General features: G+C 55.5%; 16 protein-coding genes, 1 tRNA gene and 1 rRNA gene. 8 read left to right on the top strand and 10 right to left on the bottom strand.

Annotation, left to right across the window (positions count from 1 at the left end):
• Positions 1 to 177 precede the first annotated feature (177 nt).
• Together KJI95_RS11030 and KJI95_RS11025 are read left to right on the top strand one after the other, a co-directional pair.
• Entirely contained in the window at positions 178 to 1,029 is an 852-nt protein-coding gene (locus KJI95_RS11030) for a formate dehydrogenase accessory sulfurtransferase FdhD (RefSeq protein WP_214507261.1), read from the top strand.
• A gap of 22 nt (positions 1,030 to 1,051) precedes the next feature.
• Positions 1,052 to 1,960: a substrate-binding domain-containing protein gene (locus tag KJI95_RS11025; RefSeq protein ID WP_214507260.1), complete on the top strand. Its 909-nt coding sequence runs from the start codon at positions 1,052 to 1,054 to the stop codon at positions 1,958 to 1,960.
• Positions 1,961 to 1,978: 18 nt separating this feature from the next.
• On the opposite strand, the gene rlmF is transcribed toward KJI95_RS11025, so the two are convergent.
• Together rlmF and KJI95_RS11015 are read right to left on the bottom strand one after the other, a co-directional pair.
• A complete protein-coding gene (rlmF, locus tag KJI95_RS11020; RefSeq protein WP_214507259.1) occupies positions 1,979 to 2,902 on the bottom strand; it encodes a 23S rRNA (adenine(1618)-N(6))-methyltransferase RlmF in 924 nt (307 codons plus the stop codon).
• A gap of 36 nt (positions 2,903 to 2,938) precedes the next feature.
• The gene (locus KJI95_RS11015; RefSeq protein ID WP_214507258.1) at positions 2,939 to 3,343 is read right to left on the bottom strand and encodes a flagellar basal body-associated protein FliL; all 405 of its coding nucleotides are present in this window, start codon (positions 3,341 to 3,343) and stop codon (positions 2,939 to 2,941) included.
• Positions 3,344 to 3,453: 110 nt separating this feature from the next.
• Here KJI95_RS11015 and KJI95_RS11010 point away from each other — a divergent pair, with 110 nt between their 5' ends.
• Positions 3,454 to 3,999, top strand: coding sequence for a chorismate--pyruvate lyase family protein (locus KJI95_RS11010; RefSeq protein ID WP_214507257.1), 546 nt, complete (start codon positions 3,454 to 3,456; stop codon positions 3,997 to 3,999).
• A 93-nt stretch (positions 4,000 to 4,092) separates the two neighbouring features.
• Positions 4,093 to 4,632 (top strand): dihydrofolate reductase family protein, encoded by a 540-nt coding sequence (locus KJI95_RS11005; RefSeq protein ID WP_214507256.1) that lies wholly within the window; start codon positions 4,093 to 4,095, stop codon positions 4,630 to 4,632.
• A 113-nt stretch (positions 4,633 to 4,745) separates the two neighbouring features.
• Here KJI95_RS11005 and KJI95_RS11000 read toward each other — a convergent pair whose 3' ends face one another.
• The 5 genes from KJI95_RS11000 to KJI95_RS10980 form a co-directional block, all read right to left on the bottom strand.
• Positions 4,746 to 7,559 carry an immune inhibitor A domain-containing protein gene (locus tag KJI95_RS11000; RefSeq protein ID WP_214507255.1) on the bottom strand — a complete coding sequence of 938 codons (2,814 nt, stop codon included), beginning with the start codon at positions 7,557 to 7,559 and terminating at the stop codon, positions 4,746 to 4,748.
• A gap of 311 nt (positions 7,560 to 7,870) precedes the next feature.
• A complete protein-coding gene (locus KJI95_RS10995; RefSeq protein WP_250885788.1) occupies positions 7,871 to 10,018 on the bottom strand; it encodes an MGH1-like glycoside hydrolase domain-containing protein in 2,148 nt (715 codons plus the stop codon).
• Between the two features lie 544 nt (positions 10,019 to 10,562).
• Positions 10,563 to 11,159 (bottom strand): YhgN family NAAT transporter, encoded by a 597-nt coding sequence (locus KJI95_RS10990; RefSeq protein ID WP_214507254.1) that lies wholly within the window; start codon positions 11,157 to 11,159, stop codon positions 10,563 to 10,565.
• An 89-nt stretch (positions 11,160 to 11,248) separates the two neighbouring features.
• Positions 11,249 to 12,475 (bottom strand): putative bifunctional diguanylate cyclase/phosphodiesterase, encoded by a 1,227-nt coding sequence (locus KJI95_RS10985; RefSeq protein WP_214507253.1) that lies wholly within the window; start codon positions 12,473 to 12,475, stop codon positions 11,249 to 11,251.
• On the bottom strand, positions 12,450 to 13,370 hold the full coding sequence (locus KJI95_RS10980; RefSeq protein WP_214507252.1) for a sensor domain-containing diguanylate cyclase: 921 nt from the start codon (positions 13,368 to 13,370) through the stop codon (positions 12,450 to 12,452). The genes KJI95_RS10985 and KJI95_RS10980 overlap by 26 nt, the downstream gene beginning before the upstream one ends.
• A 424-nt stretch (positions 13,371 to 13,794) precedes the next feature.
• Here KJI95_RS10980 and KJI95_RS10975 point away from each other — a divergent pair, with 424 nt between their 5' ends.
• From KJI95_RS10975 to KJI95_RS10960, 4 genes are all read left to right on the top strand, one after another.
• A complete protein-coding gene (locus tag KJI95_RS10975) occupies positions 13,795 to 15,387 on the top strand; it encodes a metal transporter (RefSeq protein WP_214507251.1) in 1,593 nt (530 codons plus the stop codon).
• A gap of 60 nt (positions 15,388 to 15,447) precedes the next feature.
• Complete coding sequence (locus KJI95_RS10970; RefSeq protein WP_214507250.1) at positions 15,448 to 16,200, top strand: NRDE family protein; 753 nt, start codon at positions 15,448 to 15,450, stop codon at positions 16,198 to 16,200.
• 65 nt (positions 16,201 to 16,265) lie between these two features.
• Positions 16,266 to 16,826 carry a lysophospholipid acyltransferase family protein gene (locus KJI95_RS10965; protein ID WP_214507249.1) on the top strand — a complete coding sequence of 187 codons (561 nt, stop codon included), beginning with the start codon at positions 16,266 to 16,268 and terminating at the stop codon, positions 16,824 to 16,826.
• Between the two features lie 89 nt (positions 16,827 to 16,915).
• Positions 16,916 to 17,539, top strand: coding sequence for a LysE family translocator (locus KJI95_RS10960; protein ID WP_214507248.1), 624 nt, complete (start codon positions 16,916 to 16,918; stop codon positions 17,537 to 17,539).
• On the opposite strand, the gene KJI95_RS10955 is transcribed toward KJI95_RS10960, so the two are convergent.
• The 3 genes from KJI95_RS10955 to rrf form a co-directional block, all read right to left on the bottom strand.
• Positions 17,505 to 18,698 carry a mechanosensitive ion channel family protein gene (locus KJI95_RS10955; protein WP_214507630.1) on the bottom strand — a complete coding sequence of 398 codons (1,194 nt, stop codon included), beginning with the start codon at positions 18,696 to 18,698 and terminating at the stop codon, positions 17,505 to 17,507. The two genes, KJI95_RS10960 and KJI95_RS10955, sit on opposite strands and share 35 nt — an antisense overlap.
• Before the next feature lie 266 nt (positions 18,699 to 18,964).
• A tRNA-Asp gene (locus KJI95_RS10950) sits at positions 18,965 to 19,041 on the bottom strand.
• A 24-nt stretch (positions 19,042 to 19,065) separates the two neighbouring features.
• A 5S ribosomal RNA gene (gene rrf / locus KJI95_RS10945) occupies positions 19,066 to 19,181 on the bottom strand.
• Positions 19,182 to 19,183: the final 2 nt, after the last annotated feature.

Genomic DNA, 19,183 nt, shown 5'->3' with positions numbered 1-19,183 from the left:
AACTGGATCATCAAATCCCTGCTGTTTATAGGACAATTTGTCTCACACCCGATTTAGGGTGGGACAGAACGCCCCTCGGTTTGCCAAAAGGGTCGGAAAATCTGCCGGAACAGATCACGTTTTTGGGCGGGTACGATACTTGCTAAGCCAAGATCAGGTTTATCAACGAGGTTTGCCATGACGGCCGAAAAACCCCACACCCGCTTTATCCGCACCAGCGCCGAAGCGCCGCTGACCATTGGCGTCACTGCGGTGGATGAAACCGGTGCAGTGCTCCAAAAACAAGTCGCCTGCGAGCGGCCACTGACCTTGTATCTCAACTGGCGTCCGATAGTGACCCTGATGACTCTGGGTGCCCGCCCGGAGGCACTGGCGCTTGGTTATCTTAAAAATCAGGGATTTATTAAAGACCTATCGCAGCTTGAGTCTGTGATTGTCGACTGGGCGGTCAATTCGGCCGCCATCATCACTCGCGAGCAAACCGAGGATTTGGATAAAAAGCTGTCGGAAAAAACCGTGACCACCGGCTGCGGCCAGGGCACGGTTTACGGTGATTTGATGGCAGGGCTAGATGAAATCAGGCTGCCGACACCGTCGCTTAAACAAAGCACCCTCTACAGCCTGCTCGCCAACATCAACGACTACAACGACACCTACAAAAACGCCGGCGCCGTGCATGGCTGCGGCCTGTGTGAGGGGGATCAAATTCGCTCCTTCGTGGAGGACGTTGGCCGCCACAACGCGGTGGATACCCTCGCGGGTGAAATGTGGCTCAAGGGCGAAACCGGCGGCGATAACATCTTTTACACCACGGGTCGGCTGACCTCGGAGATGGTGATCAAGGTGGCCAAGATGGGCATACCTGTGCTGCTGTCCCGCAGCGGCGTGACCCAAATGGGGCTGGAGCTGGCGCAAAAGCTTGGCATCACCATGATAGCCCGCGCCAAGGGGCGGCACTTTTTGGTGTACCACGGCGCCGACAATATCAGCTTTGATGCCATCAATACCGCCGCCAGGCCTAGGGACTGACAGGAACAACACGGAAAGGACGATGACGGACCAAGCACAACTGGTATACATGAGCGCCAAACAGGTGGCCGACTATCTGGATCTCAACGAGAAGAAGGTCTACGCCATGGCCAACGACCGGGTGTTGCCCGCCACCAAGGTAACGGGTAAATGGTTGTTTCCAAAAGTATTGATTGACCGCTGGGTAATGGATTCCTGCCACAGCGGCATGCTCACCGATCGGCTGATTATCAGCGGCAGCGACGACCCGCTGCTGTCGATGCTGGTTGCCAGACTGATGGGCAAAATCGGCAGCCGCGAACTGGTCAGCTACAGCGCCACCGGCTCGCGGCTGGGGCTTGAGCTGCTCGCCAAGGGCTACGCCGATGTCTGCACCCTGCACTGGGGCAGCTTCGATGAGCGTAGCATCCGCCACACCGGGCTGCTAAAGGGGTACCAGAACCACCAGCAGTGGATTTTGGTGCATGGCTATAAACGCGCACAGGGGCTGATTGTCAGGCCAGAGATGCACCACCAGCTGCAGGATCAGCAACAAATCACCCGCTTGCCGCTGCGCTGGGTGCGGCGTCAGAGCGGTGCCGGCAGCCAGCAGCATCTGGAACATTGGTTGATGGCGCAGGGCAAAGCCCTGACCGATATCGATGTGCGTTACACCGGCTTCAGCGAGCGGGAGCTGGCAGGGTATATCGCCCGTGGCGATGCCGATATTGGCTTTGGCTGTCAGGCCGTTGCCAGAGAAAGCAGCCTCGCCTTTGTGCCGCTTTTGAATGAATCCTTTGATTTTGTGATGACCCAGGGCATCTACTTTCGCCGCCAGCTGCAGGAATTGCTGGGGATGCTGACCGCACCGGACACCCGTCAGGTGGCGGCCATGCTCGGCGGTTATGACTTAAGCGGCGCCGGGCAACTGCTGTGGTCGCAGGGGCAGTAGCCGCGCCTTCGCTTTAGCTTAAAAACGCCATGCCAGCACCCGGGTGATTTTCATGCCCTGGTGCATTTCGATCACTTTTACCTCGGCGGCGCCGAGTTTTTCCAGCCGCCGCTTGCAGGGACGCACGTTATCGCCTTTGGACACCAGCGAGCTGAACCACAGGCACAACTGCGGCCGCGCCGCGCTCTCATCTATCATGCGAAACAAAAAGCTGCGCTCGCCGCCATCGCACCAAAGCTCCGCATCCTGACCACCAAAATTAAGCGCCCCCGGCTTGCTGGCCGACTTGGGTGTAGGCACCGCTTTGCCACGACTTTTGGCGAGCCCCTCGAGTTTTTTACCCGTGCCACTGGCGGCCTCTGCGGCGCTGGCATGGAATGGCGGATTACAGACACAGGCGGCAAAGCGCTCATTTTCTGCAACCACACCAGCGAAAATCCGCTTGGGATTGGCCTGATGGCGCAGCGTGACTTTGGCTTTCAGCGCCGGATTATGGCCAAGCACCTTGTCCACATTGGCAAGCGACGCCTTGGCGATGTCGGTGGCCACCACGTTGCAGCCAAACCGGCTCGCCGACAGCAGGGCGTAAATGCCGTTGGCACCTGTGCCTATGTCCAGCAGCGGTAAGTCTGCAGCGCCCGGTGTGTGGGCGAGTAAATCCTGCAGATAATGCAAATAATCGACCCGCCCCGGGATGGGCGGGCACAAAAAGCCCTTGGGAATGTCCCAGCCGTCGATGCCGTAATGATGCTTGAGCAAGGCGGCATTGAGCGCCTTCACCGCCGCCGGCAGGGCAAAATCTATCGACAGATTGCCATGGGGATTGGGGCGCACGAAGGATTTGAGCGGCGGATAGCTCACCACCAGCGCGCTGAAATCATAGCCGTGGCGATGTGCATTATCCGGGTGCAGCCCTTTGGAATTGGCAGATTTGGAGTTCATAAAAAGTGAACGGCGCCCTGAGGCGCCGCCTTGAGATTAGTCGTACAAATATCGGGTAAACAGCAGGTTAACCACCAGCGCCTTGCCGGTTTCGGCTTCCATCAGCTTGTTGACCGCATCGTAGCATTCGCGGCGGATCTCTTCGCGGCCGGTGAGGGATTTGATTTTCTCTTCCGGCTGATTGCCGAGGATCTCGATGATGGCCGAGCGCAGCAGCGGATCGTGCTTTTCAACCTGCACCATGTCATCGGGATTTTTGACCATCAGCTCGACACTGATACGCACAAAACCAAGCTTTTTACGGTTGGAGATGTAGTTGGTCACAATCTCGGGTTCAAAGCCGTAATAGGCATACTCTTCAAGCTTTGGCGCCTCTTCTTCGGCCAAGGCAGGCAGGCCCAGAGACAACACGAAAACGGCCAGCATCAGTAAATATTTCATCAAATCCCGAACTCCTTGTGATCCCAGTATCGGCCGGAGGCAAACTATCGACAGTTACATCAACATGATAGACTTGGCTCGTTTTACCCATTCATTGTAGCGAGCAATCCATGAGTGTTTCCAGTCTCAGTTTTCCGTATGGCGAATCCATTACCTGGCACGCGCCCGACGACATCGGCCTGCCCGGTGCCGCGCTGACCGACTGGCTGCTCGATGGCGGCAGCTTAACCGCCCGCCTGAAGACTCAATGCCAACGCTTTGAAGTAAAAGTATTGGGGGAATCTGAGCTTATCGACACCGCGAGCGCCGAGCCCATGTGGGTGCGCGAAGTGCTACTGGTGCTTGATGGCACGCCCTGGGTGTTTGCCCGCACTCTGGTGCCACCCTCACTGCTGGCGCGGCTTGGCAACGAGCTGACCGGCCTTGGTGAGCGGCCGCTGGGCGAACTGCTGTTTGCCAGCGACCACTTCCGCCCCGGACGAATTGAAGTGGCGAGTTTCGATTCCTGCAGCGCACTGGCAAGCCTAGCCGAGAGCCTGGGACAAAATGTCCCGGATAGACTCTGGGGCCGGCGACGCTACTTTGGCTGCGCCGGACAGGAGCTGACCGTGAGCGAAATCTTTTTGCCGGCAGCGGTTACGCAAATCACCAGCTGAGCGCATCCTCAGCGAAGTACACCAACAGCGACGTACACCAACAGCGAAGTACATCAGCAGCCCAGCGAAATGCATCATCAGGGGAGTAAAACCATGGCAAACATAGTTTATATCGCCACCAGCCTCGATGGATTTATCGCCGACAGCAACGGCAGCATCGATTGGCTGCACTCGGTGCCCAATCCCGATGGCGATGATTGCGGCTGGGCCGGTTTTCTAAGCCGTATCGATGCAATAGTGATGGGGCGAACCACCTTTGAGACTGTGTGCAGCTTCGATATCGACTGGCCCTATCCTGTGCCTGTGTTTGTACTCAGCAATAGCCTCAGTGAGATCCGGGCAAAGTTCGCAGACAAGGCCGAACTCGTCAGCAGCGAGCTGGCGGCACTGGTCGCAACCCTTAATCACCGTGGTTTGCAGCGGCTTTACATCGATGGCGGCAAGACCGTTCAGGGCTTTATGGCCGCCGATTTGATTGATGAGCTGGTGATAACCCGCCTGCCGATTGTGCTTGGCGGCGGCTCGCCGCTGTTTGGGACATTATCAGAGCCGCAGCAGTATGAGCATGTAAACACCGAGGTGCTGCTCGGCGCCATGGTAAAAAGCCACTACCGCAGGGTGCGCGGCGCTTAACGGCCGGCTGTCGCCCTTCATCAGCGCCCATAAAAAACGCCCCTAAACGGGGCGTTTTTGTTAATCCTTTTGCTTCAACATAAGGCCAACATCAGGCCGATTTCAAGCCGACATCAGGCCGGACGGCGGCGCACAGCGCCTGCAAGGCCTAAGGCCAGCAGTGCAAACCAGCCGAGACTGCCGCCACCGCCGCCGCTGTCACCGGGTGTTGGGGTCACCACAGGCGCCGTTACCGACAGGGTGCGGGTTTGGCTGGCGGATTTGCCTTTTCCGTCGGTCACAGTCAGCACCACAGTGTAACTGCCGGCAGTTGAGTAACTGTGGCTTGGCGATGCCGCCGTGCTGCTCTTGCCATCACCGAAGCTCCAGCTGTAACTAAGGTTGCCATCGCCGCCGCTGCTGCTGTTGCTGAAGGTAACGTTAAGCTGGTTGACGACCTGAGTGAAACTGGCCACCACAGGTACAGTCACCTGCACAGTTTGGGTGTCGCTGATGGTGGCGCCCGCACTGTCGGTCACGGTCAGGGTAACAGTGTAATCACCGCTTCTGGCGTAGCTGTAGCTTGGGTTTGTCTGGGTCGACGTTGCCCCCGCGACACCAAAATTCCACTCATAGGTGTAATTGCCACTGCCACCGCTGACATTGCTGCTGAAACTGGCGGTAGCGCCGCTTACGCTAACGCCGATATCGGCCACCAACGCTGGCGGTGGTGGCGTGCTGCCATCCTGCTTTTTAATGCGGATACGGGCGGTTTTATTGTCGGCGGCCAGCTCCAGCACTTCCATGGTCAGACCCAGTTTGGGCAGCACTATGCCCGACTGCGGCTGCAACGGCGCGCTGTAATCCAGACTGTCGTCAAACAGGCTCACCGGGCTGCGGTGGCTGTCGCCCTCGTAGACCGTTTGCTGGCGGGTACTGAAGGCGGCATCACGAATTTGGGTATCGGTGCTGCCAAGCGCACTGCCAAAGCCAATCGGGTTTTGATCCGCATCGACCACACCAATCAAGCCAGAGCCCGGATGGGTGACAGAGTTGTTGTCGCTGTAGTCGAAGTTTTCAAACCAGAGCACCACGCCCGGATCGTATTTGTGGCTGGCAAGCCCCTTGTCGATACCATTGTGGCTGCGAAGCTGCACTATATAACGGCGGTCTTTACCCGGACGGTAACCGTCAATACGAGCAAAGCCGCCCAGGGTCATCTTGCCATCGGTTTCGGCATCATCGCTGTAAACCGCCGTTGTACCCGCTTCAATACTGAGGTTGTCGATGGCAATACCATAGCCGCCATCATACTCGTCGGTACGATACAGAATGCTGATTTGCCTGTTCGTAGTTCCTGCATAGGCACTGAGGTCATAGGTCAGCTCAATCCATTCTCCCTGAGATGAGCCGGTAATGACATGGGTGCCATGGGCATAGTAGCTGGTTGGCTGGGTCAGATTGCCCGCTATCGGCGTGCCATCCACCTGCACCTGCATATAGTCGTAGCCCTCTTCAATTTCCCAATGGGCGCGCATCTTCAGGGTAATAGTCGACGCTGACGGCAGGGTCACATTGAACGACATGGCATTGTTAAGCCCATGTCCCTGACCCGAGTAATACTGGTACTCACCGGCATAGGGTGCTTTGAACTCAACCGGTGCGGCTGGCACCTTCAGAGATAACTGGTTAACACCATTGGCGTTAACCCCTTCAACCAGGGTGAAATCCGTGCCGGATGGGGTGAGGCTGTCGAGGCTCACCTGCTGCTCATTCACCCACTTACCCTTGTAGGTATTTTGCAGGTACGAGCGGGCATAAGGGCTGAAACCCACGGGTTCAGCGCCAGCCACCTCACCGGTCCAGCTGCCGCCGGACATCAGTGACCAACTGCCAACCGGCGAGCCATCGCCACCTGACTCAAGGTCATATTCATCGGGCAGGCCCAAGTCGTGGCCAAATTCATGGGTGCAGACCCCGGCGGCGGCATCAATCGGCTGAACCGTGTAACCGTAGGCGCGCAGATTGGTGCCGGGTACGGCCTTACCATAGGCGGTGGCATCGCTTGAGAGGAAAAATCTGTGCGACCAGATGGCATCGGCTCCGAGTTTTCCGCCGCCTGCTTCTTCACCTATGCTGGAGTGGAACAGCATGATGTGATCGATAATGCCATCGGCCTCATCGAGGTTGCCGTCTTCATCGACATCGTAGGGATCTTCGATATCGTAACTGGCGAGCTCCTGCGCACTCATGCCCACCACCGCCTTGGTCACGGCTTCGAGCACCAGTTCAGGCACCGCCTTGTCGTTATCGGCTTCACCGGCATTGCCACCGTAATAGGCGGCGTTATTGTCGGCGCGCACCCAGTCGCGTACCGCACCGGTAAAGAAAAAGGTCTGTCCCGAGGCTTGCTGGAAATACTGATAACCGGAGATCAAATTCTGATTGTTCGGGCCGGTTACACCTGTGGTGGAAAACAGCAGGTCCTGATAATGGCTTTTGGGGTAGCTTGGGTAATACATGTCGGTATCACCGGCAACCAAGCCATTGTTATCGTATGGTAAATCAGGAAAATCCACCAGCACGCCCAATACCTTCACGGTTTTGGTGACATCGGCGTCGGCCACCGCCTGAGCACGGCTGCGCTGCATCTGGTTTTGCTGCGCCTTGGCTTTTTGCTCACGCTCCTGGCGCTCGGCAAGAGCGATATCCGGCGCTGTGCCACGGGCGCGGGCGATAAAGGCCTCGACTGCCGCCTGTTTGATGTCGTCACTGGCATCGGCGTCAACTTCACCGCGCTTGATAAGCCAGTAGAGCACCCGCTCTTTGTTGATGATGCCGATATCGGCCGGGGTTCCTGAGGTCGGCGCCGCCGCAACCTGCATGCCTGCCAATGCCAACATTACGCCCAAAGCACACAGCCCCGGGGACTTGAATCTTTTGCCCATCAAAACCTTCCTTCGGGCTGACCATGAAAAGCCATACGCCCTTAAACCAACCACCAAACCGGGATAAAACTAAAGTGTAGTCGCCGACGCCCATGATGACAGTTCATGTTAACCACTGCCGCTTAATCGGCTGATAAACAGCCAAACAAAGCGCAACAGGTCGGGAACAGAACATTAACAGCGCCGGGCAGGCGCCTCAACAGGGCAAGCGCCCTATCTTCAAGGCATTCAGGCACGGTTCAGCAACTCAGCAACATGGTTCAGCGAAACGGCCTGCACTCCCGTTAACAAACCCGGCGGTTTCACAAAACTTATTGGTTAATCGCAGGCGGCAGCAACCAGCGCTGATGGGCAAGCAAAAGTACCGACGCCGACCAGCTGAAGTTGGTCGCATGTAAGCCTTCGCCGGTCAGCGGCTGATAGTTTTCGCGGATGGGCCCGTCACCGATAATCCCTTGCCCCTGCTGAAAAAGCCGCAGCACCAAGGGCCTTATTTGCGTTGCACCACCGTAGTTTTCCATGCCCTCGAGCGCGAAATACAACTGATCGAGCCACACCGGGCCGCGCCAGTAACGGCTGGGCGCAAACGCCGGGTTATCGACGCTGACCGTAGGAAACGGAATAAGGCTGCCAAAACGACCGGGCTCAAGCTGCTCCCGGATTATCCGCTCGCCCTGTGCCTTGGCGGCGGCCCTCGCCCACAGCGGGATCCAGCCTTCGACGCCTTTTCCAAGCGAGACCAGCCGCTCGCCGCTGATGCTGTCGCGATCGAAGAAAAACCCCTGCTCCTCATCCCACATCAGCGTCTGGATCTGCGCTTTGAGCCGCTCGGCCTGCTCACGCCAGCGCGCCGCCTCTTCCTTCAGGCCAAGTTCATCGGCAAATTCGGCCAGATAACCTTTTTCAGCATAAAGATAACTATTGAGATCAACGCTTTCCTGCGATACCGAATAACCCAGCAACTTGCCGGCTCGGTCGCGGTTTTCGAGCACCTTGAGGCTGGGTCTGGCATCAAAGCGTGGGGCATTGTCCATCCCCGACTCCCAGGCGGCAGCTTCAAGAATGGCCTTGCTGTCGGGCTTACCGTCTTTCACATGGGCAGAGTGCAGATTGGCACCATATTCGGCCAGGCCATTTTGGTTATGGTCACGATTGCGGTACCACCACTCATGGTATGCCACCAGCTTTGGATACATGCGCTTTACAAATTCATGATCCGGGGCCTGTTTGTTTATTTCCCACACGGCCCAGGCCGCAAGTGGCGGCTTGCCGTTGCGCTCATTCCAGTTTCCGCCGCGGCCGCCCCGCTCCGGCGACTGATTATAAAAAATCGCATCCGGCAGATTACCCTCATCCTGCGGCCGCAGTTTGTCATCGGCGCCAAACTGATAATCAAACATGGCTTCCACATTGGATTTGGCAAGCCCGGCATCAAAGCGCGCCAGGGCTGCCGCCTGCTTCCAGCTATCCCATGCCCATACGCCGTTAAACCACTTGTAGGTAACAGAAGGGGTTATCGCATCACGGCGAATGGCACCGGCCGCCGAACGCCAGTTGTGCAGCAATGTCATCACCGCTTTTTGTGCAGCCCCGTCCAGCGCCCTGTCGCCGCTGGCGCCAAGGCGGGCAAAACGTTGTTGCCAGCGCGCTTTGTTTGCCTTGAGCGCACCATCAACCCGGCCCCAGTCAAAGGCAAATTCGCTTACTTCCGCCCGGGTGTGAAAATAGCGATGGGCGGAGCGAAATACTCTCTGCTCACCAGCGCTTAGGCTGATGGTAAGTTCGCCCCGATAACCTTTTTGTGCCGCAGCACTGAGGCTTAGCGGCGTTTCAAAACTGATGCGATACGATGCGCCGTTAAGCAGCAGGTTCCAGGTATCAGCCCTGTCATTCATAGCCCAGCTTATCTGCCGCTCGCCAAGCTTAGGCTCGCTGGTCAACGCCTCTCCCGAATGTTCGGCAAAGGGCTCGCCTTGCCAGTGCAGCGTCAACTGCTGCGGCCGCTGCGCCTGATTGATGACCCCGGTCGTGACTATTGCCGTTCGCGCATCAAGATACTCAAGCGCGAGTGTTACGCTTAATTCGGGCCAGTCGAGCCGCTGATAAAGCCCCCAAGGCTCGGCGCTTAGCGTGACTTTGGCCTGCGCCAACGGCAAAAGCTGCCCACCCTGACTGATACTGAGCCGCTCCATGGCCTTTGATAAATGAATGCTGTATTCCTCGGCAATAATCAGTGGGCCGGGAAAACTGCCCACCGCTGCCGCCGTGGGTAAATGAAAGCCATGCCAGGCACCAAGGTCGGTATAAACCGCAGCGGGGATGAGATTACCGAGCTTATCGCGGGATTCACTCGACGGAGGCACACCGGCATAGGGCAGCGCAGTGGCCTGAGGTTTAAGCGTAGCGCTGATAGCAGGCGTCGCAGCACCACTCATCGCAGGCGACGTGACAGGTGGCATGGTCGCCGTTCCAAAGGCGTTCACTGCTGAGTTGGCCGCTATTGAATTGACCACTGGAGGGGCTGCTGCAATGGGCACGGCGATAAGCGTGAGTGAGCCAATAAGCAGGGCGCTTAGTAGAGAGCTGAACAAAGTGCTTTGCGAAGAGCCGAACAGAGAGCTATGCGACGAGCTGGGCATTATGGTAGTTATTTTTGGATACAATATTCCGATAATCGCACCCACACCCGCTGCTGGCAAGTGACGCGGCAATTATTAGAGTTCAGGTGACCGGAGGTGAAGCGGAACAGCTGGCAGAGCACAGCGCAGTTCAGTTCAGCTCAGCGAAATGGAAGACGGTAAATCTGGAGGAAGATAAGTGCAGAGGAAGGTAAGTGCAAAGGAAGCTAAGCGTGGAAGGCGAAAGAATATGAATGCCAAACAAAAAGCCACAGAACCCTTATCGGAACCATGGCTTTGTTCGAGGCTGGTAATCAACTCAATCTACAAGCCGCATCAATCAAGGAGCGGCGCACTCAGGCAACAGCCCAACACGCTACCTGACTCAACCAACGGATTTATTTAAGTAGTTTGCCACGCCATCGAGGAACATCTGCACCGAAATCATCACCAGCACCATACCCATCAGGCGCTCGACCGCTGTCAGGCCTTTTTCACCGAGTATGCGGGTAAAGCTCTTGTAAAACATCAGAATAAAAGCACTCACCGCCCAGGCAGACACCAGCGCTATGGTCCAGTCGGTCATACGGCTTGGGTCAGTATGGGCAAGCAGGATAAGCGCTGCCAGAATCGAGGGGCCAGCCATCAGCGGAATGGCCATCGGCACGATAAAAGGCTCTTCGCCGGCGGGCAGGCCGGTGACACCACCCTCGCTCGGGAAAATCATCTTAATCGCAATCAAAAACAGGATGATACCGCCGGCTATGCTCACTGACTCAGAGCGCAGATTGAGGAAGTCGAGGATCCACTGACCGGCATACAAAAACAGCAACATGATGACGAGCGCAATCAGCAACTCGCGCACCAGCACCTTGCGGCGCTTCTTCGGATCGATATGACGCAGAATGGACGCAAAAATCGGCAGGTTACCGAGCGGGTCCATAATCAAAAACAACATAACAGCAGCAGAAAATATATCCATGGCAATGATTTATCGGAAAACTCCAATTATGGGATTATTTTACTCGCAAATTCCTGCAGGTCGAACGGCAATTTGAACAAAGGTTAACCCTAACGGACACCCCTGATGTCAGCCGCCATCAAATTGGCAAAGTTGCTGCTGAAAAACTCGATTGCACATGGTTTACCAAATAAATAGCCCTGAAAATAGCCACACCCATTGCGCAACAAAAAGTTGAACTGGTCCATCGTTTCAACACCTTCAGCCAACACCGCCAACCCTAACTGTCGTGCCAACGCAATAATAATCTCGGTAATTACCGCATCATTCTGATTTTCTGGTATTTCTTTGACAAAAGATTGGTCAATTTTGAGCTCGGCAAGAGGAAAGCGTTTCAGGTAACTAAGCGAGGAGTAGCCCGTGCCAAAGTCATCAACAGAAAAACGCACACCATTTTCGCGTAACGCATTCATTTTAAAAATAATACCCTCAACATCCTCTGCCATTAAGCTTTCCGTTAACTCCAGCATCAGGCGTGCTGGATTGGTGCCACAGTCATTAACTATCGACAATACCCGCTCGACAAAGTCATCGGCCCGGATTTGATTCACACTGATATTAACTGACAGGGAGATTTGCTTCAGAGATGGATGACGCTCCCATTCCACCAGGGTTTCGCAGGTCCTGCGCAGAACCCACTCTCCGATAGGGATAATCAGGTCAGTTTGCTCAGCCAGTGGTATGAAATGGTTGGGCATCACCAGGCCTCTAACCGGGTGTTGCCAGCGAATCAATACTTCGCCGCCACACAGCTTGCCTTGTGCATCCACCTGCGGCTGACAAAATAGTCTGAACTGATTGTCCCGCAGCCCCTGACGTAAATCATTTTCCAGTGCAACCCGCTCTTCCACCGCGGCCTGCATCGCTGGGTCAAAGAAACGCAATCCGTTTTTACCTGCTTCCTTTGCCTGATACATAGCCACATCAGCCTGCTTCAATAACTCGTCCAGGCAGCCGCCCCCATCAGCAAACAATGCGACGCCAATGCTCGGAGAAGTACGCACAGATTTGTCGTCCAGAAAAAAAGGCTCATTTAACAAAGTTCTAATTTTTTGCCCGGCTGATTTTGCTTTAAGGGCCGCCCCCTGCTCATCTTCGGCTAGGTTTTCCATAACAACTACAAACTCATCGCCCCCAAGACGGGCAACCAGATCGCAACCCCGCACAGAATGAAGCAGGCGCTCAGCAACCAATTTAAGGAATTGATCGCCAATATCATGCCCCATGGTATCGTTGAGAATTTTGAAGTTATCAAGATCGAAAAAACAGCGCCCCAACCTGTTTACTCCGCTCGCACAGTGCAATGGCCGCTTTGAGCCGTTCCATGAGCAAGGTTCGATTGGCCAGACCGGTGAGCACATCGTAATAAGCCAGTTGATAAATGCGCGCCTCGGATGCTTTCCGCTCCGTCAGATCCATATTAGTGCCCGACACACGCAGTGGAGTGCCATCGGCATCCCGAACAATAATCCCCCGACAAAGGACAGGAACAAAGTCACCCGACTTGGTTTGCAATCTGAATTCTGTATCAAAGGCGGTGGGGCCGGACTTGCTCATCAACTCCTGCAATTCTTCGAGAATCCGCTCCAAGTCTTCCTGGTGCAATAGCTTGACCCACAACTCTTCTTCGGGCTCCAACTCATTGGGCTCTCTGCCCAGCATATCCCACCACCTGGGGGAGTAATACATCTTGTGCTGCCGATAATCCCAATCCCACGCGGCATCATTAGCCCCTTGTAGCATGAGGTTCAGACGTTCTTCAGACGCCCTGAGAGCCTCTTCAGTCTGCTTAACATTGGAGATGTCTGTAAAACAGGTGATGACTTGTGCTACGTCTCCGTTCTCATCAAGATTCGGAAACGCATTGCAGTGCACCCAAGCTACATCCCTCGAAGCCGGGCGATGCACCTTGAGTATGATTCCCCATACACCTTCCTTGGCATCAAGCACCCTGTTAACCGGATAGTCAGCAAGACTCATTGGAGAGCCGTCAGCTGAATCAAACCGCCACGCGGGATCAATTGCGACCTTTCCCATCATCTGCTCAATGCTGAGCCCAAGAATGTCCGATGCTTTGTTATTCGCATACAAAATTTCGGATTGTGGACCGTGAACCACAATTCCAACAGGAATGTATTCGATAAGATTGCTGAAAAGAATGTCATTTACCATTCGAATCCTCTGACATTAGGGCAAGCTGCCTGTTAAGGTCACAGCGGCATTCGTCCGAGCCGGCAGCAAAATGACTAACAAGAACACGCAGCTCCCCATGCATAAATTCGTCAAGGTCATCATTTATCTAGAGTATAGCCACAGAAAACCACCTCTCCGGCTACAATAGGTATTTTTGTCGTGGATCACAAAAGGGCTTCTCCGACTGAAAAATCCCTATGAAATTGACAAGGCCCCGATGGATTCGCGGCAAACATTGCCATAAGTGCAAGAGGGCAGATTGAACACGAGCAGGGCCAGTACATAAGCTATTGGCTCTTTCCTGAATGCCCCTCTCAGCACAAAGGTAAATAACGAAATGGGCGCTGCTCATTCGGCTGGCAACTGGTATACTACAGCGTTTTTAAAATCGCACCGGATCCCCATGCTTTATCTGCTCGCCAGCTGCATCGCCCTTCTTCTGGGCCCTCTGTGTTATCGCTTCATTGCCCAGGGCAATGGGCTGCAGAAGGGGCTGGACGGCTTTATCTTCGTTTCCCTCGGCGGTTTGGTGCTTATTCACATCCTGCCGGAACTGCTGGCACACGGTGGCCTGTGGTCGCTGCTGTTTGTGGTGCTTGGGCTCTGGGGCCCCACCGCCAGTGAAAAGCTGTTCCACCGCTATTCAGATTTAACCCACAACCTGACACTGGTGCTCGGCATCGGCGGTCTGCTGCTGCATACCATCACAGATGGCGGTGCCATGGCGCTGGCAAGCCATGACAGCAGCTCAACCTTGCTGGCGCTGGGCGTGGTATTGCACCGCCTGCCGGTGGGTCTGGCCATCTGGTGGCTGCTGCGGCCACAGCTTGGCGTGGGCTGGACCATGCTGGTGCTGCTGGGCATGATGTTGATGACATCCCTCGGCTTTTTCGGTGGCGAGCAGATCATCGAGCGCCTCAGCCTTGAAAATACCGTTTATCTGCAAGCCTTTGTGACCGGCTCGATATTGCATGTGGTGCTGCATCAGCCCCATGGTCAGTCGTCGCTGGACGACCACAGCCACGAATATCAGGCCGGCATCGGCAGCCTTATCGGCATTGCGCTTCTGTTTGTGCTGCTGGCAGTGGCGGATGGCGGCCACAGCCACGAACATCACGGCAGCGAACAACTGCTGCACTGGCTGATGCAGTTGTCGCCCGCGCTGCTGCTGGCCTATCTGGTGGCGGTGATGAGATTCAAACTGGGCGTGCGCCCCGATACCGGCAAACCGGCGCTGTTTTGGCTGCAGCGCCTGGCAGGCCCCGAAGCGCTGGTGCTGACCGCATTGATTCTGGGGCCAATCTACGCGCTGGCACAGGGCATTGGTTTGCTGCTGATAGGTGCTGTGCTGGTGCATTTCAAGGTTAAGCCGGTCGACCCACACAGCCATCTGCCCGGCAGTGCGCTTAAATTCGGCTTCAGCCATCTGGTAGATCGCAGCGCGCCCTGGGTACTGCTCAGCTTGCTGCTGGCAAACCTTATCGGCCACCCGTCGGTTCCCTTATCCAATCTTTGGCTGCAACTGCTGGTGCTGACGCTGGTGTTGCTGCCAATGCGCTTTTGCAACCTTGGCGGTGCCGTGCTTGCCATTTCGCTGGCCTTCAGCGGCTGGTCGGCAGCCGCTGTGATGTTGGTGCTCCTCGGTGCGCCATGGCTTAGCCTGCGCCAGCTGTCGCAAATGCCGCTGAATGTTAAAGTCATCATGGGGCTGCTGCTCGCCGCTTTGCTGGCCGCCGCCAGCGCCATTGCACCAACGCATGCACCGCTGACTCATGCACCACTAATCGCGCTGCCGCATGAGCTGGAGCTTGCCGCGCTTGCGGTGCTGTCCCTGCTGTTTGCGGCAAGCCTGCTGCGACTTGGCCCGCGCAAGTTTTTGCGCCGCTTGTGGCATGGTCGTCCGAAAAAGGCTCATCATCACCCTCATCAGGGGCATGGCCATAAACATGGTCAGCCGCATAGCCACGGAAACGATCACGGCCATCATCACCATTAAGCCCTTCTCAAACGGGAGAAAGCTGATTAGGCTGAGTGAAACCCGATTGAGGATTGCAGCATGTGTATCCTGTTTATGGCGCTTGGGGTGAATCCGGATTACCCGCTGATCCTGTGCGCCAATCGCGATGAGTATCACCACAGACCCACGGCACCCGCCCACTTCTGGCCGCCGGAGCAAACGGTTCTGGCAGGTCAGGATCTGCTTGCCGGTGGCACCTGGCTCGGGCTTAACCGCCAGGGTTTTATCAGCGCCCTCACCAATATCAGAAGCCCGGCCCACCACAGCGACAACCGCCAAAGCCGTGGTGAGCTTATTCCGCGCTTCCTTGGCAGCGCAAATGACTTTCCCGCCTGGCTTACAGATCATGCCCGCCACTACAATCCCTTTAATCTGGTATACGGCCAAGGGCAGGACTTTTATTGCTTCAACAGTCTGGCACCCGAGCATGTGAAGTTGACGCCGGGCTGTCATGCCATCAGCAATGGTGCCATGGATGATGTCTGGCCCAAGATGGCCAAGGGTCAGCAAGCGCTTGAACAGCTGGTGATTAACGGAAAACCCGATGAACAGGCGCTGCTTGAAATCATGCGGGACGAGTCCAGGCCAGAAGATAATGCGCTGCCAAGCACAGGCGTGAGCCTTGAATGGGAGCGGCGCCTGTCATCGATTTATATCCGCCATGAAGAGTACGGCACCCGCTCTACCAGTCTGCTTTGGCAGGACAAACACGGCCGCATAGACTTTTGCGAGCTGCGTTACGATGGAAAGGGCAGAAATCTTGGTATACAAAGGTTTGTTATTCAAAGCTAAGTCATAGGCAGCCGCGACGGATTGGCGCTACAATCCAGCCATTAACCACTCCAAGAACCTGACTCATGTTTAAAGCATTGTGCCGTTTTTTGATGAAACTGACCGGCTGGCGTTTTGAAGGCGAATTACCGCCACTGCCAAGCTACATCATGACAGTCGCGCCCCACACCAGTAACTGGGACTTTATCGTCGGCGTAATGGCCCGTGGCGCGCTGGGCGAGCGGATCCACTTCCTTGGCAAGCATCAGCTGTTTATTCCGCCCTGGGGTTGGTTCTTTCGTGCAATTGGTGGCAGTCCGGTAGACAGACGCAAAAACAACAATCTGGTGGATGCGGTGTCGGCACTGTTTGAAGCAGATAGCAATTTTAAACTGGCACTGGCGCCCGAAGGCACCCGCAGCGCAGTAACGCGCTGGAAAACCGGCTTTTATCATATCGCCGTTAAGGCAAAGGTGCCGATTGTGACCGTGGGATTGGACTTTGCCAGCCGTAAAGTGGTTATCGCCAGCCCCACCCATACCAGCGGCGACATGCAGGCCGACATGGACAGCATCATAGCCTTTTACCGCGGCATTCACGGCCGCTACCCCAAGGCAATTCCAGACTATGTGCCCAGCGAAAAATAAGCGCCGCCACATCAAATAGCCAATTAGTCTTTGCCTGAGCCAGCTGAACTGGCTATAGTTCGGCCACCTTCATTTTTGTATACAATTCCATGAGTCTCGATACCTGGCTGTTATACCTTGTCGCCATTGTGCTGATTGCCATTTCACCGGGCCCAATGGCCATGCTTTCCATGTCACATGGGATGCACTTTGGTAAACGCTTAAGCCTGGCGACGGCGCTTGGCAGTGTGCTTGCTGCGCTGTGCCTGATGCTGGCCTCAGCCGCAGGCCTTGGCGCTTTGCTGGCGGCCACCGAGTATGGCTTTACGGTACTTAAATGGTGCGGCGCGGCGTATCTTTTGTATCTGGGCATCAAGCTGCTGCTCACCAAGCCGCACGATGACGGTTTTCATCTCGCTCGCCCACAGGACAAAGGCAGCCCGAAGGCGCTGTTTCGGCAAGCCTTTATGGTGGGGATCAGCAATCCAAAAGATCTGCTGTTTTTCGCCGCTCTGTTTCCACAATTTATTGACGTGACAGCACCACAAGGGCCACAACTGGCTATTCTTGCCGGCTCCTGGGCTGTGGTGGATTTCAGTTTTGTGATGATTTATGCGAGCCTGGCAAGCTTGCTGGCACCCAAACTCAGTGCCAGCAACCGGCTGCATTGGTTCGACCGAACCAGTGGCGGGGTATTTGTCAGTCTGGCTGCGCTGCTCGCGGCGCGCAATTAACACCAATACTGCGGATGTCCTCACCTGTGGGATTCTGAAACGCCCGCAGGCCGAATTCAGGCAGAATCGCAAACACATGGTCGAAAATATCTGACTGAATACCTTCGTAATACACCCAGCGGGTGTCGTTGGTAAAGATATAAATTTCTATGGGTAGGCCTTCGGTGGTTGGCGCCAACTGACGCACCATCAGGGTCATTTCCTGATGCACCTTATCGTGCCTGCGCAAATACTCGGTCAAATACGCCCTGAAAGTCCCCACGTTGGTCAAACGCCGCCCGTTAACAGGTACATCCAAGTCAGCGACGCCGGCATTGGCCTCGGTCACTTCTTCAATCTTTCTCGGCAGATAGTCTTTCAGCAGGTTAATCCGCGCCAGCCGCTTTCTATCCTCTTCGGTCAAAAAGCGAATACTGTTGATGTCGATATTGATGGCACGTTTAATCTGGCGCCCACCCGACTCTGACATGCCGCGCCAGTTACGAAACGCATCCGACACCAGCGCATAGGCCGGGATCATGGTCAGGGTATTATCCCAGTTACGCACCCGCACCGTGGTCAGCATCACTTCTTCCACCGCGCCGTTGGCTCCGTATTTGTCCATCTGGATCCAGTCGCCACGGCTCACCATACGGTTGGCGGCAAGCTGAATGCCAGCCACAAAGCCCAGAATGGTGTCCTTGAACACCAACATCACCAAACCGGTGGCAACACCGAGGCCGGAGAGGAAGATGACCGGCGATTGGTCGGCGAGCACCGAAATACCGATAATGACACCGATGAAGAACAGGAACAGCTTGATCAGCTGCACCACACTCTTGATAGGTAAGCGGCGGCTCACATCGCGCCTGTCGGCAATGTCATTCACTGCATCAAGCGCCGCGTAAAACGCCCTGACCATCAATACCACCAAAGCCACGTTGGTCAGGCGGTCGATTAAGTCGCTGGCAAGCTTATGTTCGGCAAGCACAATCGGCAGCAGCAAATCCAGCACCATCACAGGCACCAGTTGCGACAACTTCTCCAGCACCTTGTGATGCATAAACACATCATCCCAGGTCGCGCTGGAGCGCTGAATAACCAGATTCATCGCCCGCACCACACCACGACGGACAATTAGGTAACCGATAAAGGCAATCAGCAGTGATGCGCCCAACATCAGGATCAACGACAGCCCCTGAGAATCCTCAGGCTGCACCCCAAAAGTCGCCAACCAATTCAGCAGCGCCTGTCTGTATTCAAGCTCCAATCCCAACTCCAACTGACAAATTAATAGGATACAGTTTATCACCCGACGCAGATCATCAGGATGACAGGATACAAATTACCACGATTAACCGGAAACGGTCGCAACGACATAAGCTTGTAGAAAATGCAGAAACGAAAAAAGCCTCTGCATTGCTGCAGAGGCTTTCGTCTTTATGTTGGCGGAGCGGACGGGACTCGAACCCGCGACCCCCGGCGTGACAGGCCGGTATTCTAACCAACTGAACTACCGCTCCTTTGGGCCTTAGCCCAAATTTGGCGCCTGGCGATGACCTACTCTCACATGGGGAGACCCCACACTACCATCGGCGTGACTGCGTTTCACTTCTGAGTTCGGAATGGGATCAGGTGGGACCACAGCACTAATGTCACCAGGCA

It is taken from the genome of Shewanella jiangmenensis, assembly GCF_018596335.1.
Taxonomy (GTDB): Bacteria; Pseudomonadota; Gammaproteobacteria; order Enterobacterales; family Shewanellaceae; genus Shewanella; species Shewanella jiangmenensis.
The sequence above is the reverse complement of the archived record's forward strand: the minus strand, read 5'-3'. Positions and strand labels throughout refer to the sequence as shown.

Bases quoted from the DNA above. Each gene is read 5' to 3' on its own strand.
- KJI95_RS10965 (WP_214507249.1), top strand. From the start codon at position 16,266: ATGTTTAAAGCATTGTGCCGTTTTTTGATGAAACTGACCGGCTGGCGT.
- KJI95_RS11000 (WP_214507255.1), bottom strand. From the start codon at position 7,559: ATGGGCAAAAGATTCAAGTCCCCGGGGCTGTGTGCTTTGGGCGTAATG.
- KJI95_RS11005 (WP_214507256.1), top strand. From the start codon at position 4,093: ATGGCAAACATAGTTTATATCGCCACCAGCCTCGATGGATTTATCGCC.
- rlmF (WP_214507259.1), bottom strand. From the start codon at position 2,902: ATGAACTCCAAATCTGCCAATTCCAAAGGGCTGCACCCGGATAATGCA.
- KJI95_RS10995 (WP_250885788.1), bottom strand. From the start codon at position 10,018: ATGCCACCTGTCACGTCGCCTGCGATGAGTGGTGCTGCGACGCCTGCT.
- KJI95_RS10955 (WP_214507630.1), bottom strand. From the start codon at position 18,698: ATGTTGGGCGCATCACTGCTGATTGCCTTTATCGGTTACCTAATTGTC.
- KJI95_RS10960 (WP_214507248.1), top strand. From the start codon at position 16,916: ATGAGTCTCGATACCTGGCTGTTATACCTTGTCGCCATTGTGCTGATT.
- KJI95_RS10990 (WP_214507254.1), bottom strand. From the start codon at position 11,159: ATGGATATATTTTCTGCTGCTGTTATGTTGTTTTTGATTATGGACCCG.
- KJI95_RS10970 (WP_214507250.1), top strand. From the start codon at position 15,448: ATGTGTATCCTGTTTATGGCGCTTGGGGTGAATCCGGATTACCCGCTG.
- KJI95_RS11030 (WP_214507261.1), top strand. From the start codon at position 178: ATGACGGCCGAAAAACCCCACACCCGCTTTATCCGCACCAGCGCCGAA.
- KJI95_RS10980 (WP_214507252.1), bottom strand. From the start codon at position 13,370: ATGGTAAATGACATTCTTTTCAGCAATCTTATCGAATACATTCCTGTT.
- KJI95_RS10975 (WP_214507251.1), top strand. From the start codon at position 13,795: ATGCTTTATCTGCTCGCCAGCTGCATCGCCCTTCTTCTGGGCCCTCTG.
- KJI95_RS11010 (WP_214507257.1), top strand. From the start codon at position 3,454: ATGAGTGTTTCCAGTCTCAGTTTTCCGTATGGCGAATCCATTACCTGG.
- KJI95_RS11025 (WP_214507260.1), top strand. From the start codon at position 1,052: ATGACGGACCAAGCACAACTGGTATACATGAGCGCCAAACAGGTGGCC.
- KJI95_RS11015 (WP_214507258.1), bottom strand. From the start codon at position 3,343: ATGAAATATTTACTGATGCTGGCCGTTTTCGTGTTGTCTCTGGGCCTG.